Source organism: Terrabacter sp. 2TAF16, from assembly GCF_052115065.1.
Lineage (GTDB): Bacteria > Actinomycetota > Actinomycetes > Actinomycetales > Dermatophilaceae > Terrabacter.
On the sequence record NZ_JBFRFZ010000009.1, the window covers coordinates 105666 to 119581 of the forward strand.

The 13916-nt window shown below is 72.4% G+C and carries 13 protein-coding genes; 10 read left to right on the forward strand and 3 right to left on the reverse strand.

All coding sequences use genetic code 11. The features are described from left to right. Positions 1–15 precede the first annotated feature (15 nt). Positions 16–1815, reverse strand: coding sequence for a DEDD exonuclease domain-containing protein (locus tag AB4Z14_RS15195; RefSeq protein ID WP_442275914.1), 1800 nt, complete (start codon positions 1813–1815; stop codon positions 16–18). Between the two features lie 263 nt (positions 1816–2078). On the opposite strand from AB4Z14_RS15195, the gene AB4Z14_RS15200 reads away from it, so the two are divergent. Both AB4Z14_RS15200 and AB4Z14_RS15205 read left to right on the forward strand, forming a co-directional pair. Next, complete coding sequence (locus AB4Z14_RS15200; protein ID WP_442275915.1) at positions 2079–2399, forward strand: hypothetical protein; 321 nt, start codon at positions 2079–2081, stop codon at positions 2397–2399. Between the two features lie 55 nt (positions 2400–2454). Then, positions 2455–3813: a hypothetical protein gene (locus AB4Z14_RS15205; protein WP_442275916.1), complete on the forward strand. Its 1359-nt coding sequence runs from the start codon at positions 2455–2457 to the stop codon at positions 3811–3813. Positions 3814–3817: 4 nt separating this feature from the next. On the opposite strand, the gene AB4Z14_RS15210 is transcribed toward AB4Z14_RS15205, so the two are convergent. After that, positions 3818–5608 (reverse strand): AMP-dependent synthetase/ligase, encoded by a 1791-nt coding sequence (locus AB4Z14_RS15210; protein WP_442275917.1) that lies wholly within the window; start codon positions 5606–5608, stop codon positions 3818–3820. A gap of 220 nt (positions 5609–5828) precedes the next feature. Here AB4Z14_RS15210 and AB4Z14_RS15215 point away from each other — a divergent pair, with 220 nt between their 5' ends. The 4 genes from AB4Z14_RS15215 to AB4Z14_RS15230 are packed head-to-tail and all read left to right on the forward strand — an operon-like array spanning position 5829 to position 8558. Beyond that, positions 5829–6272: an SRPBCC family protein gene (locus AB4Z14_RS15215; protein ID WP_056781101.1), complete on the forward strand. Its 444-nt coding sequence runs from the start codon at positions 5829–5831 to the stop codon at positions 6270–6272. Positions 6273–6278: 6 nt separating this feature from the next. Continuing rightward, a complete protein-coding gene (locus AB4Z14_RS15220) occupies positions 6279–6860 on the forward strand; it encodes a hypothetical protein (protein ID WP_442275918.1) in 582 nt (193 codons plus the stop codon). Then, complete coding sequence (locus AB4Z14_RS15225; RefSeq protein ID WP_442275919.1) at positions 6857–7825, forward strand: ROK family glucokinase; 969 nt, start codon at positions 6857–6859, stop codon at positions 7823–7825. Before AB4Z14_RS15220 ends, AB4Z14_RS15225 begins: the two co-directional genes overlap by 4 nt. Positions 7826–7829: 4 nt before the next feature. Further along, positions 7830–8558 (forward strand): endonuclease/exonuclease/phosphatase family protein, encoded by a 729-nt coding sequence (locus tag AB4Z14_RS15230; protein WP_442275920.1) that lies wholly within the window; start codon positions 7830–7832, stop codon positions 8556–8558. A 24-nt stretch (positions 8559–8582) separates the two neighbouring features. Here AB4Z14_RS15230 and AB4Z14_RS15235 read toward each other — a convergent pair whose 3' ends face one another. Beyond that, positions 8583–9242, reverse strand: a complete 660-nt coding sequence (locus tag AB4Z14_RS15235) for a hypothetical protein (RefSeq protein ID WP_442275921.1) — start codon at positions 9240–9242, stop codon at positions 8583–8585. A 188-nt stretch (positions 9243–9430) separates the two neighbouring features. Between AB4Z14_RS15235 and AB4Z14_RS15240 the strand changes: the two genes are divergently transcribed. The 4 genes from AB4Z14_RS15240 to AB4Z14_RS15255 all read left to right on the forward strand — a co-directional run bounded on the left by AB4Z14_RS15240 (position 9431) and on the right by AB4Z14_RS15255 (position 13914). Beyond that, entirely contained in the window at positions 9431–10303 is an 873-nt protein-coding gene (locus AB4Z14_RS15240) for a lysophospholipid acyltransferase family protein (RefSeq protein ID WP_442275922.1), read from the forward strand. Positions 10304–10307: 4 nt separating this feature from the next. Continuing rightward, on the forward strand, positions 10308–11681 hold the full coding sequence (gene macS, locus AB4Z14_RS15245) for a MacS family sensor histidine kinase (RefSeq protein ID WP_442275923.1): 1374 nt from the start codon (positions 10308–10310) through the stop codon (positions 11679–11681). After that, positions 11678–12391 (forward strand): response regulator, encoded by a 714-nt coding sequence (locus AB4Z14_RS15250; protein WP_442275924.1) that lies wholly within the window; start codon positions 11678–11680, stop codon positions 12389–12391. Before macS ends, AB4Z14_RS15250 begins: the two co-directional genes overlap by 4 nt. A gap of 86 nt (positions 12392–12477) precedes the next feature. Next, positions 12478–13914, forward strand: coding sequence for a class II 3-deoxy-7-phosphoheptulonate synthase (locus AB4Z14_RS15255; RefSeq protein WP_442275925.1), 1437 nt, complete (start codon positions 12478–12480; stop codon positions 13912–13914). Positions 13915–13916: the final 2 nt, after the last annotated feature.

Consider the following 13916-nt stretch of genomic DNA (forward strand, 5'->3'; position numbering starts at 1 on the left):
CCACCCTAGCCGGGCCTACCCCGCGCGACGCAGGCCGCCGCCTCGGCCCGGGCGACCGGCGCGGCCGGGCCGGTCGCCGTGCGGGGAGCCGGCACGCGGTCCGGGCACGTCGTGGTCGAACCCGACGACCTCGTGCGCCGATGCGACGGCGGGCTCGAGCTCGCTGCGCACCGAACCGGCACCGCCGACGGGGCACGTCCAGGTCCCCTCGAGCTCGACGATGCGCACGCCCGGCGCCTCGAGCCACCGGAGCAGGATCTCCGTCTCCTCGGTGAGCGCGGACGGACGGTCGGGCGTCGGTGCGGGCACGACCTCGGCCGTGGCCTGCATCGACTGGACGTAGGGCATCGGGTCGGCGCCCCGCGGGCTCACCACGACGCCGGCGAGGCGCCCGTGGCGGACGGAGACGAGCTCCCACCCACCGACGTCGCTGCGGCGCGCGGCGATGATCTCGGGAGAGCGGACCAGCGGGGCCAGCCGCTGGGCGCGAGCGGCTCCGCGGACGAGCTGGAGGAAGCGGTCGCGCACCCGCGCCGCATCCTCGAACCGCTCCTGCGAGGCCAGCTCCTCGAGGCGGACCCGGAGCAGCTCGGCGCTGGGCCGGGCGTTGCCGGTGAAGATGGCGCGGCACTCGGCGACGACGACGGCGTAGTCACCCTCGGACTGCGCGCCGGTGCACGGGGCGCCGCACCGGCCCATGTCGGCGAGGGCACAGGCGGTGCCTCGGCCGGTGAGCCGGCCGGTGCACTGACGCAGGGGGACGACCTCGTGGACGGCGTCGATGGCCGCCTGGGCCGTGGCCCGGGACCGGAACGGCCCGATGTAGTGGGCGTCGTCGTCGCGGACCTGCTTGACGATCGACAGGCGAGGAAAGCGCTCCTGGGTGAGCTTGACCCAGATGACCTTGCGGCCGTCCTTGGACCGGCGGTTGAACCGCGGCTTGTGCTCGTCGATGAGCCGCAGCTCGCGCACCTGGGCCTCGAGCGAGGTCTGGCAGACCACGGGGTGGACGACGTGGGCGAGGCGCACCATCTCGGCCATCCGGCTGCGTTGCTCCGAGGCCGTGAAGTAGGTGCGCACCCGGGTGCGGATGTCGCGGCTCGTGCCGACGTAGAGGACGCGGTCGCTGCCGTCCTTGAAGAGGTAGACGCCGGGGGCGCTGGGCAGGGGATCGGCGAGGAAGCGCTTGCGTCGCTGCGACGGGGTGACCCGAGAGCTGTAGCTCGACAGCTCCTCGAGCGTCTGCACGCCGAGGTTGCCGACACGTTCGATGAGTCCGTGGAGGACGTCCACCGTGGCGCGGGCGTCGTGCAGGGCCCGGTGGTCGGGTGCCGTCGTGGAGCCGAAGACCTGGGCGAGCGACGAGAGCCGGTGGTTGGGCGACTCGTCGCGCACGACGAGCTGCCGGGCCAGCTGGAGCGTGTCGAGGACCGGGAAGCCGGGCCACGGCGCGCCGACCCGGGCGGCAGCGGCCTTGAGGAACCCGATGTCGAACCCGGCGTTGTGGGCGACGAGGACGCTGCCGGCGGCGAACTCGAGGAAGGCGGGCAGGGCGCTCTCGATGCGCGGCGCGTCGCGGACCATGGAGTCGGTGATGCCCGTGAGGACGGAGATGAACGCCGGGATGGGCTCGGCCGGGTTGACGAGGGTCTGGAACTCGCCGAGCACCTCGCCGCCGCGCACCTTGACGGCGCCGATCTCGGTGATGCCGCACTGGGCGGGTGAGCCACCCGTGGTCTCGAGGTCGACGACGACGAACGTGACGCCGGCAAGGGGGGTGCCGAGGTCGTCGAACGTCGCCTGGATCGCCTGCATGACCTCGACGGTATGCCGGGGCGCCGACAATGCCTCGGAGGCGCGTCGGTCGCAAGCCCTTCTGGCACAAGGGGGGCCGGACGCCGTCCGCGGATCATGGGCCCCCGGTGCGTTGCCCTCCCGTGCGGCTCGACGCCGGTCCGCCGTCCCCCGGAGGAGGCCGGGGGGCGAGTCGACGACCGAGTGTCCCGGGGCAGTGTCAGTGGGGCCACCTAGCGTCTTTCACGACAGATCGCAACGAGAGACGAAGGGGTTGGACCACGATGATGCTCGTCGACTGCGAGACCTGCCCGGTGCGGGACGTCCACTGCGCAGACTGCATGGTGACCGCGCTGGCGGCGATCCCGCTGCGTCCGGGCGCCACCGCACCCGGCGCCGACACGCGACCCGGCCGCCCGCGGCCGGTCGACGACCGCCGGGAGGTCGACGGGGTCATGACCGCACCCCTCGACCGCGCGGAGCGACGGGCCGTGTCTGCCTTCGTCGCGGCAGGGCTCGTCTCCGTGTCCACGGCCAACACGGCTCGCGCCGACCTCGAGCCCGCCGAGGTCGTGACGCACCACCGAGCGCGCCACGCCATCTGACCCCACGGGCCACGGGACGGGCCACCGCAACAGGTCCGCATGACACGATGTCGCGGTGTCGGGCACCCGTCGTCGTGGACCTGCGCGGGAGGCCGCCTCGGCGGCGTTGGCCGCGCTGCTGGTCCTGACCCTGACGTCGTGCACGACGGCCGGTCCGCACTCGGGACCCCCGGCGACGGCAGCACCGGGCGCGACCTCGCCCAGCGGCGGGGTGCCCGCAGACGTCGAGGTCACTCCGGAGATGTGGGCGTCGGCCCGTCAGCGTGCGGTGACGGAGCTGCTGCGCGCCCGCTTCGCCGCTGCGGAGCGGTCTGACGAGAGCGGGTGGCTCGCACCCTTGCAGGGGGCGTCATCCGCGGCGCTGCGCCCGACACAGGCCGCCGTCCTCGACCGCATGACGCGCATGGCGGTGGAGAGCCTCCGGCTCGTCGGCGTCCGCGAGACCACCGCGCCGGTTCCGGCCGCCCGGGGGACCACGGTCGAGTGGGACGTCAGGGCGAGCCTCACCTACCGGCTTCGGGGCTTCGATGCTCGTCCGCGGTCCTTCGACCTCGACCTCACCTTCAAGGCTGACCCCAGTCGGCCCGCAGGCCTGGTCATCACGGCGTCGGCTCCCTCCGGGCGCCCGCAGCCCTGGGATCTCGCGGGCCTCGTCGTCCGGAGGTCGCACACCGCGCTGGTGCTGGGCGTCGGCGACGACGACCGGATCGAGGAGGTCGTCCGTCGGGCGCGCACGGCAGCCTCGCGGGTCGCGAGCGTGTGGGGAGAGGTGCGCCCCGCGGTCTGGATCGCCCCGGCCACCGACGTCGACGCCGCCCGGTTGCTCGGACGCACGGCCGGCGACCTCGACGGCGTCGCCGCGGCCACGGACGGTCCGCTGACGCCGGGGGAGAGAGCCGGTGCAGACCGCATCGTGCTCGTCCCGGGAGCGTGGGCCTCACTGCGTCCCGACGGTCGCGACGTCGTCATGACGCACGAGCTGACCCATGTCACCGTGCGGGCCTCGACGACACGGGCCGTACCCGTCTGGCTGTCCGAGGGCTTCGCCGAGCTCGTCGCCTATGAGCCGATCGACCTGCCGGAGGCGACGATCGTCGCTCCGGCGCTCGAACGTGTGCGAGCGTCCGGCCTGCCGCAGGCACTGCCGGCCGACGCGGACTTCGACCCGGGCACCCACGCGCTCGCGGCGGCATACGGCCTCTCGCTGCTGGCCCTGCGGACCCTCGCCGACGCACACGGCACCCAGGCCGTCGTCCGTCTCTACCGGGCCGCGGCCGGCGGACTCGACGTCCCGACCTCCCGGCTCGACGACCGCGAGGCAGCCGTCGACGCCGCACTGCGCAGCACGACCGGAACGACCCGGGCAGCCCTCGTCACGGACTGGCAGGCGCGCATCCGCGACCTGCTCCGCTGAGCCCTCAGGCGTAGAGCTTCTCGACCTCGTCGGCGTAGTCCTTCATGACGACGTTGCGCTTGAGCTTGAGCGACGGCGTCAGGTAGCCGTTGGCCTCGGTGAAGTCGCCGGGCAGCACCGCGAACTTGCGGATCGACTCGGCCTTGGAGACCGCCTCGTTGGCCCGGTCGACGGCCTCCTGCAGCGCCTCGAGGACCTTCGGGTCGGTGCGGGCCTGGTCGAGTGACACTCCGTCGATGCCGTGCGTCTTGGCCCAGAGCGGCCACATCTCCTCGTCGAGCGTCACGAGGACGGCGACGAAGGGCTTCTGGTCGCCGACGACGATGCACTGCGAGACGAGGGGGTGCGCGCGGAGGCGGTCCTCGAGCACGGCCGGGGCGACGTTCTTGCCACCCGCCGTCACGAGGATCTCCTTCTTGCGGCCGGTGATCCGCAGGTAGCCGTCCTCGTCCATCTCGCCGATGTCGCCGGTGTGGAACCACCCGTCGGCGATGGCGTCGGCCGTCGCGGTCGGGTTGTCGTGGTACGCGTTGAAGACGCCGACACCCTTGAGCAGGATCTCGCCGTCCTCGGCGATCCGGATGCCCGTGCCCGGCAACGGCGGTCCGACGGTGCCGATCTTGATCTTGTCCGGCGTGTTGACCGCGACGGGCGCGGTCGTCTCGGTGAGGCCGTAGCCCTCGAGGATGACGACCCCGATGCCCCGGTAGAAGTGGCCGAGGCGCGTGCCGAGGGGCGCCCCGCCGGAGACGGCGTAGCGCACGTGCCCGCCCATGGCTGCGCGCAGCTTGCCGTAGACGAGACGGTCGAAGACCGCGTGCTGGATCCGCAGCCCGAGGCCGGGTCGGCCGGCGTCGAGGGCCTCGCTGTAGGCGATCGCGACGGTGGCCGCGCGCAGGAAGATCTTGCCCTTGCCCTCGGAGGACGCCTTGGCCTCGGCCGAGTTGAAGATCTTCTCGAAGACACGGGGGACGGCGAGCACGAAGGTCGGCTGGAAGCCGGCGAAGTCGTCGAGGAGCGTCTTGATGTCGGCGGAGTGGCCCATCCGGGCGCGACCCTCGACGCAGAGCACCTCGATGAAGCGGGCGAAGACGTGCGCGAGGGGCAGGAAGAGCAGGGTCGAGGCGTTCTCGGTGAGGACGACCTGGCCGAGCTTCTCGATGGCGTTCTCGGCGAGGTCGAGGAAGTTGCCGTGGGTCAGCTCGCAGCCCTTGGGTCGGCCCGTCGTGCCCGAGGTGTAGATGATCGTCGCGACCGCCCGTCGGTCGAGTCCGGCCCGGCGCGCTGCCAGATCGGCGTCTGAGACCTCGCGGCCCTTCTCGCGCAGGGCGTCGAGACCACCGGTGTCCATGGTGACGACGTCGCGGAGCGACGGCAGGTCACCCCGGACCTGCTCGACGAGCGAGCGGTGTGCGTCGGTCTCGACGACGACGACCTGGGCGACGGAGTCCGAGAGGATCCACTGGACCTGCTCGGCCGAGGAGGTCTCGTAGATCGGCACGACCACGGCGCCCGCACTCCACGCGGCGAAGTCGACGAGGGTCCACTCGTAGCGCGTGCGCGACATGAGGGCGACCCGGTCGCCGGGCTGGAGCCCCTCGGCGATGAGGCCCTTGGCGACGGCGGCGACGTCGTCGGCGAACTGGGCCCACGTCACGTGCGTCCAGCCCCCGGAGGGCGTCTTGCGGGAGAACGCGGTCTCGCTCGCGTTCTCCGCGGCGTTGCGCACGGGGAGGTCGGCGAGGCTTCCCTCCGTCGTGACGGGGGCGAGTGGTGCGACGACGTTGTCCTTCACTGTCACTCCTGATGGCGGGGCCGGGGAACTGTGCTGCACCTTACCGATCGGTAACCGCGCAGACCACGTCAGCATCATCACAGGGCGGGCTCGGCGGTCGGGCGCGCCGCCCCGCGGCGCAGGGCTGCCGTCGTCCCCATCTTGGCACGCGGCCGACGCGGGATGACACCGGCGGGGACAACCGCGGTCGGCCCGCTGACGACGCGATAGCCTTCGGCGCATGGCCGATCGCACCGAGTCCTCCATCGTCATCGACGCCCCGCCCGGCGAGGTGCTCGACGTCATCGCGGACTTCGAGGCCTACCCCGAGTGGGCGGGCGAGGTGAAGGACGTCACCGTGCTCGCCGAGGAGGGTGACGGCTGGGCCGACCAGGTTCAGTTCACCCTCGACGCCGGCGCCATCAAGGACACCTACGTCCTGGACTACGAGTGGGACGTCGTCGAGGACGGCACGGGCGTCGTCTCGTGGTCCCTCGTCTCCGCGCAGGTGCTCAAGGCGATGAACGGCTCCTACACCCTCGCCGGTGACGGCGACGGCACGAAGGTCACCTACCGCCTCTCCGTCGACGTCAAGATCCCCATGATCGGGCTGCTCAAGCGCAAGGCGGAGAAGGTCATCGTCGACACCGCGCTCAAGGAGCTGAAGAAGCGCGTCGAGGCCTGACCGACCGTGACACCGAACGACGGTCCCGACGCGGCACCCGCCGCCCCCGACCAGCCCCACCGGCTCGACGCCGACGGGTCGACGCGCCCCGACGACGCGCCTCCCGGCAGCGTCGCGGCAGAGGCTGCGCTGCTCGTCGACCTGCTCTCCCGCCGGACGTGGTCGGGAAGCTCGCGTATGCCGTCCGGTGACTCCAGGGGTGAGCGTGCGGGCGGCGCAGCGCACGGCCACGACCACGCCGCAGGCCCGACCTCGCCGGCGGGTGACTCCGCGGGCCCGGACGCAGCGCGTCGACCCGACGGGTCGCCGGGGGAGTGCACGTGCGGGGGCACGACGCCCGCGGCGTGCCGCGTGTGTCCCGTCTGCCAGCTCATCGCCTTCGTCCAGCAGGTCGACCCCGACACCATCGAGAAGGTCGCCGACTTCGTCGGCTTCGCGGCCACGGCCCTGCGCGACCTCGCGACGGCGCAGCGGGAGCGGCGCGCCGAGCCTGCGCCCGACAGTGACACGGACCGCGACGACGCCCACCCCAGCGCCGACGCCGACGACATCGACGCCGACGAGAACGGCCCCGGAGGCAGCGCATGAGCAGGCGTCTCGCGATCGGCATCGACATCGGCGGCACGAAGGTCGCGGGTGGTGTCGTCGACGAGTCGGGCGTCATCACCCATCGCACCCGTCGTGACACCCCCCACCGCTCGACATCCCCGGCCATCGTCGAGAACACCATCGTCGAGTCGGTCGAGGAGCTGCTCGGCCACGTCGACGCCGACGACGTCGTGGCCGTCGGCATCGGCGCCGCGGGCTTCGTCGCCGAGGACCGCGCGACCGTCGTCTTCGCGCCGCACCTGTCCTGGCGGAACGAGCCGCTGCGTGACGCGCTGTCGCAGCGCATCGCCCTGCCGATCACCGTCGACAACGACGCCAATGCCGCGGCCTGGGCCGAGGCGACCTTCGGTGCCGCCCGGGGAGAGTCGCACGTCGTCGTCATCACGCTCGGCACGGGCATCGGCGGCGCCCTCATCATCGACGGCAACGTCCAGCGCGGACGGCACGGCATCGCCGGCGAGTTCGGCCACATGCAGATCATGCCGGGCGGCGCGCGCTGCGAGTGCGGCAACCGTGGCTGCTGGGAGCAGTACGCCAGCGGCAACGCGCTCGTGCGCGAGGCCCGCGCCATGATCGAGGCCGGGTCTCCCGTCGTCGCCGACCTGCTGGCCCGTCTCGGCGGCGACGCCAACGCGCTGACCGGTCCCTTCATCACCGAGGCCGCCCGGGAGGGCGACCCGACCGCGCGCGAGCTGCTCGCCGACATCGGCGAGTGGCTCGGTATCGGGCTGGCCAACCTCGCCTCGGCCTTCGACCCCGGCCTCTTCGTCATCGGCGGTGGCGTGAGCGCGGCCGACGAGATGCTCATCGGCCCGGCCCGTGAGGCCTTCCGCCGGCAGCTCCCGGGGCGCGGCTACCGTCCGGAGGCGCGGATCGTGCGCGCCGTGCTCGGCAGCGATGCCGGTCTCATCGGGGCCGCCGAGCTCGCGCGGGCCGGCCGCTGAGCCCGTGGCCGTGCGGCCCGGTGGCCGACCGGAGCACGTGCTGCGGGTCATGAGCTACAACGTCCACGACCTGCTCGACGACCGGGCAGCAGCGGCACGCGTCGTGCGTGCCGTCGCCCCCGACGTGCTGTGCCTCCAGGAGGTCCCGCGCCGGCTCACGACGGAGCTCCGCCTCCCACCCTTCGCACGTGACTGTGGTCTGCACTGGCGCCGAGGCCGCCTCGGCACGGGCGGGACGGCGGTCCTGACGGCCGCACGGGTGGTCGTCCACGGCACGTCGCGTGGCCGTCTGCCGGTCCGCTTCCCCGACCGCACTCGGGGGTACGCCGCCGCGACCGTCTCGCTCCCGACCGGCGGTCCGTCGCGTCGTGCCGTCACCGTCGTCAGCGTGCACCTCGGGCTGCGCGCCTCCGAGCGGGCGAGGCACGCGGCCACCGTCCTCGCCGTCCTCACCCGGCTCGGTGGGCTCGACGACCGGGCCGTCATCGCAGGGGACCTCAACGAGGGACCCGGCGGGACGGCATACGCGATGTTCGCCGAGCACCACCCGCCGGTGTCCGGCAACGCGCCCACATTTCCCGCGCTCGACCCGAGGACCGCCCTCGACGTCGTCTTTGCCGGGCCGGGACTGCGGGTCGTCGAATCGGCCGAGACCGTCGTGGACGAGGGTGACCTCGTAGCGGGGTCGGACCACCGGCCGGTCTGGGTCGACATCGACCTCGGGTCCGACTGACGCGTCGGACCGCCTCGCGACCGGCTAGAGGCGGGTGCCGTCGTCGAACGGGTCCCGCTCGGTGCCGCCGCGCAGGACGAGCAGCACGAAGCCGACGACGACCATGGTCAGGGCCGTCACGACCCACCAGCCGCTGCCGTCACGGTCGAAGAAGAGGACGTAGAGCAGCAGCAGGGGGCCACCGGCGAGGCCGCCGACGATCGCCCAGAACATCGGGTCGGTCTCGGCCGACGGGAGGTCGATCTCGGAAGGGGGGACGAAGTGGTCGTCGCCGTCCGATGCAGCGTCGGCGTCGTCGCGGCGGGACGTCGGGCCGCGCCACTCGTGGGACGTCGTCGGGGCGATCGGCAGCTCGAGCAGACCGGACGACCCCGACGGGGTCGACGCGCCGGCTCCGGGCTGCTGGGGCGGTGCCGTGGGGTCGGTGCCCCGGCCGGCCTGCGGGCGTTCCACCGTCGAGGGTGAGGCGTCCGGGGCCGACGTCGGACCGGGCTGGTCAGCCGTGTCGGCCGTGTCGGCCGTGTCGGCCTCGGTCGGCGAGACCGACGGTGGCGCAGGGTCGGCGACCTGCTCGGCCGCCTGGTCGGTCGACGCCGTGGCGTCCGGACGCTGTGGCTCGGGTGCCTCGTCGTCCCATCCCGCGATGATCCGCGCGAACTCCGCGTCGAGGTCGCGGTCACTCATCGTCCGCCCCCGGCGAGGGTCGTGCGGAGGGGCGGGGAAACATGCCGAAGCCCGTTGCGGCGTCGGGACGGACCGTCACGGTGGGGCTCCTCGGGCGAAGCGGCTGGACCTGCTGATCCTCGCATGCGCCGCTGTCAGTGCGCGAGTGTCGTAGAGTTCGAGCCGTCACAGACGGAAGGCGGACACGGTTGTTCTACTGGTTCCTCAAGACGATCGTCATCGGGCCGATCATCAAGCTCCTCTTCCGTCCGTGGGTGGAGGGGGAGGAGAACATCCCCGAGGAGGGTGCCGCGATCTTCGCGAGCAACCACCTGTCCTTCTCCGACTCGATCTTCCTCCCGCTCGTCGTGTCCCGCCGCGTCACGTTCCTCGCCAAGAGCGACTACTTCACCGGCCGAGGCATCAAGGGCCGGCTCACGGCTGCCTTCTTCAAGGGCGTCGGGCAGCTGCCCGTCGACCGGTCGGGTGGCAAGGCGAGCAATGCCGCCCTGACCTCGGGCCTCAAGGTGCTGCGTCGCGGTGAGCTGCTCGGCATCTACCCCGAAGGCACCCGGTCACCCGACGGCCGCCTCTACCGCGGCCGCACCGGCGTGGCCCGGATGGCGCTCGAGGGCAAGGTCACCGTCATCCCCGTGGCCATGATCGGTACCGACAAGGCCCAGCCCACCGGCAAGGTCATCCCACGGATCATGCGGGTCGGGGTTCGGGTCGGCAAGCCGCTCGACTTCTCGCGCTACGAGGGCATGGAGGACGACCGCTTCGTCCTGCGCTCGATCACCGACGAGATCATGTACGAGCTGATGCTCCTCTCGGGCCAGGAATACGTCGACATGTACGCCACGTCGATGAAGGACCGGCTCGTCTCCGCGGCTCGGGCCAAGGCCCGTGAGCTGCAGGAGGCTGCCAAGCCCGGCAGTGCCGCGCCCGAGCTGGAGGAGGCTCTCGACGCCGCCGAGGGCAAGGCCCGCCCCGCCCCGGCCTCCGAGTCGTCCGGAACGACCTCGGCCTCGACCTCCGAGGACGACAGCGACGGCGACGCTCCCGTCGTGGCGGCGTCCTGACGTCATGGCTCGCACGCGGCACGGCGCGGGCCCGGAGCACGACGGTGTTCCCGACGGTGAGCCGGGCGATGTGCCGGGCGGCCCTGACACCGAACTGATCCCGGCTCCGGCGCCGCTGTCCGACGACGAGCTCCCCGCCGCCGTCTCGGCGCCCACGGTGGCCGTGCTCGACGACGAGCACGCCATCGTGCGCGGGCTGTGGCGCGGCATCGACGTCTTCCGCTGCCTCGCCCTCGCGTATGCCGTGTGGTCGGTCTGGGAGCGGCACGAGCAGATCGCGCACCTCGTCGGGGCGGTCGCCATCCTCGGAGTCCTCGCCGGCTGGACGCTCGCGGTCACGTTGCGACCGGTGCGCACGGTCCGCGCCTACACCATCGAGCTCGCCATCGGTTGCTCCGCGATCCTCGCGACCCGGCTCGTCGACGACCCCGACGTCATCACTGCCGGGGCCAAGACCATCCCCTCGATCTGGCCCACCGCGGCCGTCATCGGGTTCGCGGTGCTGCGCGGCTGGCGCGGTGGTCTCGCAGCCGCCTCGCTCGTCGCGGCGTGCTCCTTCGTCGAGGTGGTCGAGCCGACTCCCAACACGATCAGCAACTCGATCTTCGGGCTCCTGCTCGGCGGCTGCATCGGCTACTGCGTCGACCTCGCCCGCTCGAGCCACGCGGCGCTCGCCGAGGCCATGCGGCTCGACGCGGCCCGCGCCGAGCGCGACCGGCTCGCCCGCACCGTGCACGACGGCGTCCTCCAGACGCTCGCCTTCATCAACCGGCGCGCGAGCGAGATCGGCGGGGAGGCGGCGCGGCTCGGTGCGATGGCCGGCGAGCAGGAGCGGATCCTGCGGACGCTCGTGAGCCAGACGGACCTCGCCGAGGTGGGCCGAGCCGTGAGCGGTGACGCCGACCTGCGGGGCCTGCTGCGCCATGTCGAGGGCGACGGCGTCCAGCTCGTCTCGCCCGCCGACGCCGTGCTCCTGCCACGAAGGGTCGCCGACGAGGTCGTCGCCGCCGTCGAGGCAGCCCTCGACAACGTCCGCAAGCATGCCGGTGACGACGCACGGGCGTGGGTGCTGCTCGACGACGACGGCGACGAGATCGCCGTCACGATCCGCGACTCCGGTCGTGGCCTACCGGAGGGTCGGCTCGAGGAGGCCGTCGGCCAGGGTCGTCTCGGCGTCTCGGCGTCCATCCTCGGACGCCTCGCCGACCTGGGAGGCACGGCCACCATCACCTCCGGGCCCGCCGGCGGCACGACGGTCGAGCTGCGGATCCCCAATCGCCGTACGACACGTCTGACCAACCGGCACCATGGTCGGCGGACGCCCGCGACGACCGAACGCGGGCCGCAGGTCGGCACCCAGGGACGAGGAGCACCGTGACGGAGCAGGAGGACGCCATGCCGCAGCAGGGGAGCAGCACGCCGCCCGAGCACATCAGGGTCGTCGTCGCCGACGACCACCCGATGTGGCGCGACGCCGTCGCCCGTGACCTCGCCGACGCCGGCTTCGAGGTCCTCGCGACCGCGGACGACGGCCGATCGGCGGTTGCGAGGACCCGGGCCACGGTGCCGGACGTCCTCGTCCTCGACCTCAACCTCCCGGGCCTGTCCGGCGCCCAGGTCTGCGCCGCCCTCACCGCGGCCCAGGTGCCGACCCGCATCCTCATCCTCTCGGCGAGCGGTGACCACCAGGACGTCCTCGACGCGGTCAAGGCGGGCGCGCTCGGCTACCTCGTGAAGTCGGCCGGACGTGAGGAGTTCCTCGCTGCCGTGCGGGCCACGGCCGCGGGGGAGCCCGTCTTCACCGCCGGCCTCGCCGGCCTCGTCCTCGGCGAGTTCCGGCGGGTCAAGGCCGCGGGTGGAGGCACCCCGGAGCGACCCATCCCCGAGCTGACCGACCGCGAGACCGAGATCCTCAAGTACGTCGCGACGGGCATGGGCTACAAGGAGATCGCGTCGACACTGTTCCTCTCGCACCGCACCGTGCAGAACCACGTGCAGAACATCTTCGGCAAGCTCCAGATGCACAACCGCGTCGAGCTCGTCCGCTTCGCGATGGAGCGCGGCCTCGACCTCGCCGACCCGACGTGACCCGCATCGACCCGAGCTGACCGCGCTCCGCCGGCCGGACGGCATACGTCGTCGGTGACGCGACCGCGGCGCTCGAAGGTTTCGGGATGCGGACCCGGGCGGGGGCACCCCCGTGCGACGTCTACTCTGGCGGGGTGAACACGAGGACCGCCACCGCCGATGCCGGCCTCGAACCCGTTGACGGGTCCGAGGCCCTCGCCGCCCTCACGGCCGCGGCCACCGAGCTCGAGGCCCAGCAGCAGCCTGCCTGGCCCGATACAGCGGCGCTGGCCGAGGTGATCGAGACCCTCGCCTCGTATCCTCCGCTCGTCTTCGCAGGCGAGTGCGACATCCTCACCGACCGGATGGCCAAGGCCGCAGTGGGTGAGGCCTTCGTGCTCCAGGGTGGCGACTGCGCCGAGACCTTCGCCTCCGCGACCGCCGACAACATCCGCGACCGCATCAAGACGATCCTCCAGATGGCCGCGGTGCTGACCTACGGCGCATCGGTGCCCGTCATCAAGATCGGGCGCATGGCCGGGCAGTACGCCAAGCCGCGCAGCTCGACCGTCGAGACCCGCGAGGGCGTCACCCTGCCCGCCTTCCGCGGCGACATGGTCAACGACTTCGCGTTCCACGAGACCGCCCGCATCCCCGACCCGCAGCGCCTCGTCCGGGCCTACCACGCGAGCTCGGCGACCCTCAACCTCGTGCGCGCCTTCACGACCGGTGGATTCGCCGACCTGCGGCACGTCCACGACTGGAACCGTGGCTTCGTCGCCAACTCGGCCAACCAGCGCTACGAGAAGATCGCCAAGGACATCGACAAGGCGATGCGCTTCATGTGGGCCTGTGGTGCCGACTTCGACGCCATGCGCACCGTCGAGTTCTACGCCGCCCACGAGGCGCTGCTGCTCGACTACGAGCGGCCCCTGACGCGCATCGACTCGCGCTCGGGGCGTCTCTACGACACGTCCGGCCACTTCGTCTGGGTCGGCGAGCGCACCCGTCAGCTCGACGGCGCCCACGTCGACTTCGTCTCGCGCATCAGCAACCCCATCGGCGTCAAGCTCGGGCCCAAGGCCGACATCGACGAGGTGCTGCGCCTCATCGACACGGTCGACCCGAACCGCACGCCGGGCCGCCTGACCTTCATCACCCGCATGGGCGCGGGCACGATCCGCGACGCCCTGCCGGCTCTCGTCGACAAGGTGACGGCGTCCGGTGCCACCGTGACGTGGATCTGCGACCCGATGCACGGCAACACCTTCGAGAGCCCGTCCGGCTACAAGACACGTGACTTCGAGGACATCGTCGAGGAGGTGCGCGGCTTCTTCGAGGTGCACCAGTCGCTCGGCACGATCCCCGGCGGCATCCACGTCGAGCTCACCGGCAACGACGTCACCGAGTGCCTCGGCGGCGCGGAGAAGATCATCGACTCCGACCTCGAGAAGCGCTACGAGTCCGTGTGCGACCCCCGCCTGAACCACCAGCAGTCACTGGAGCTCGCGTTCCTCGTCGCCGAGATGCTCGGCCAGGCCTGAGC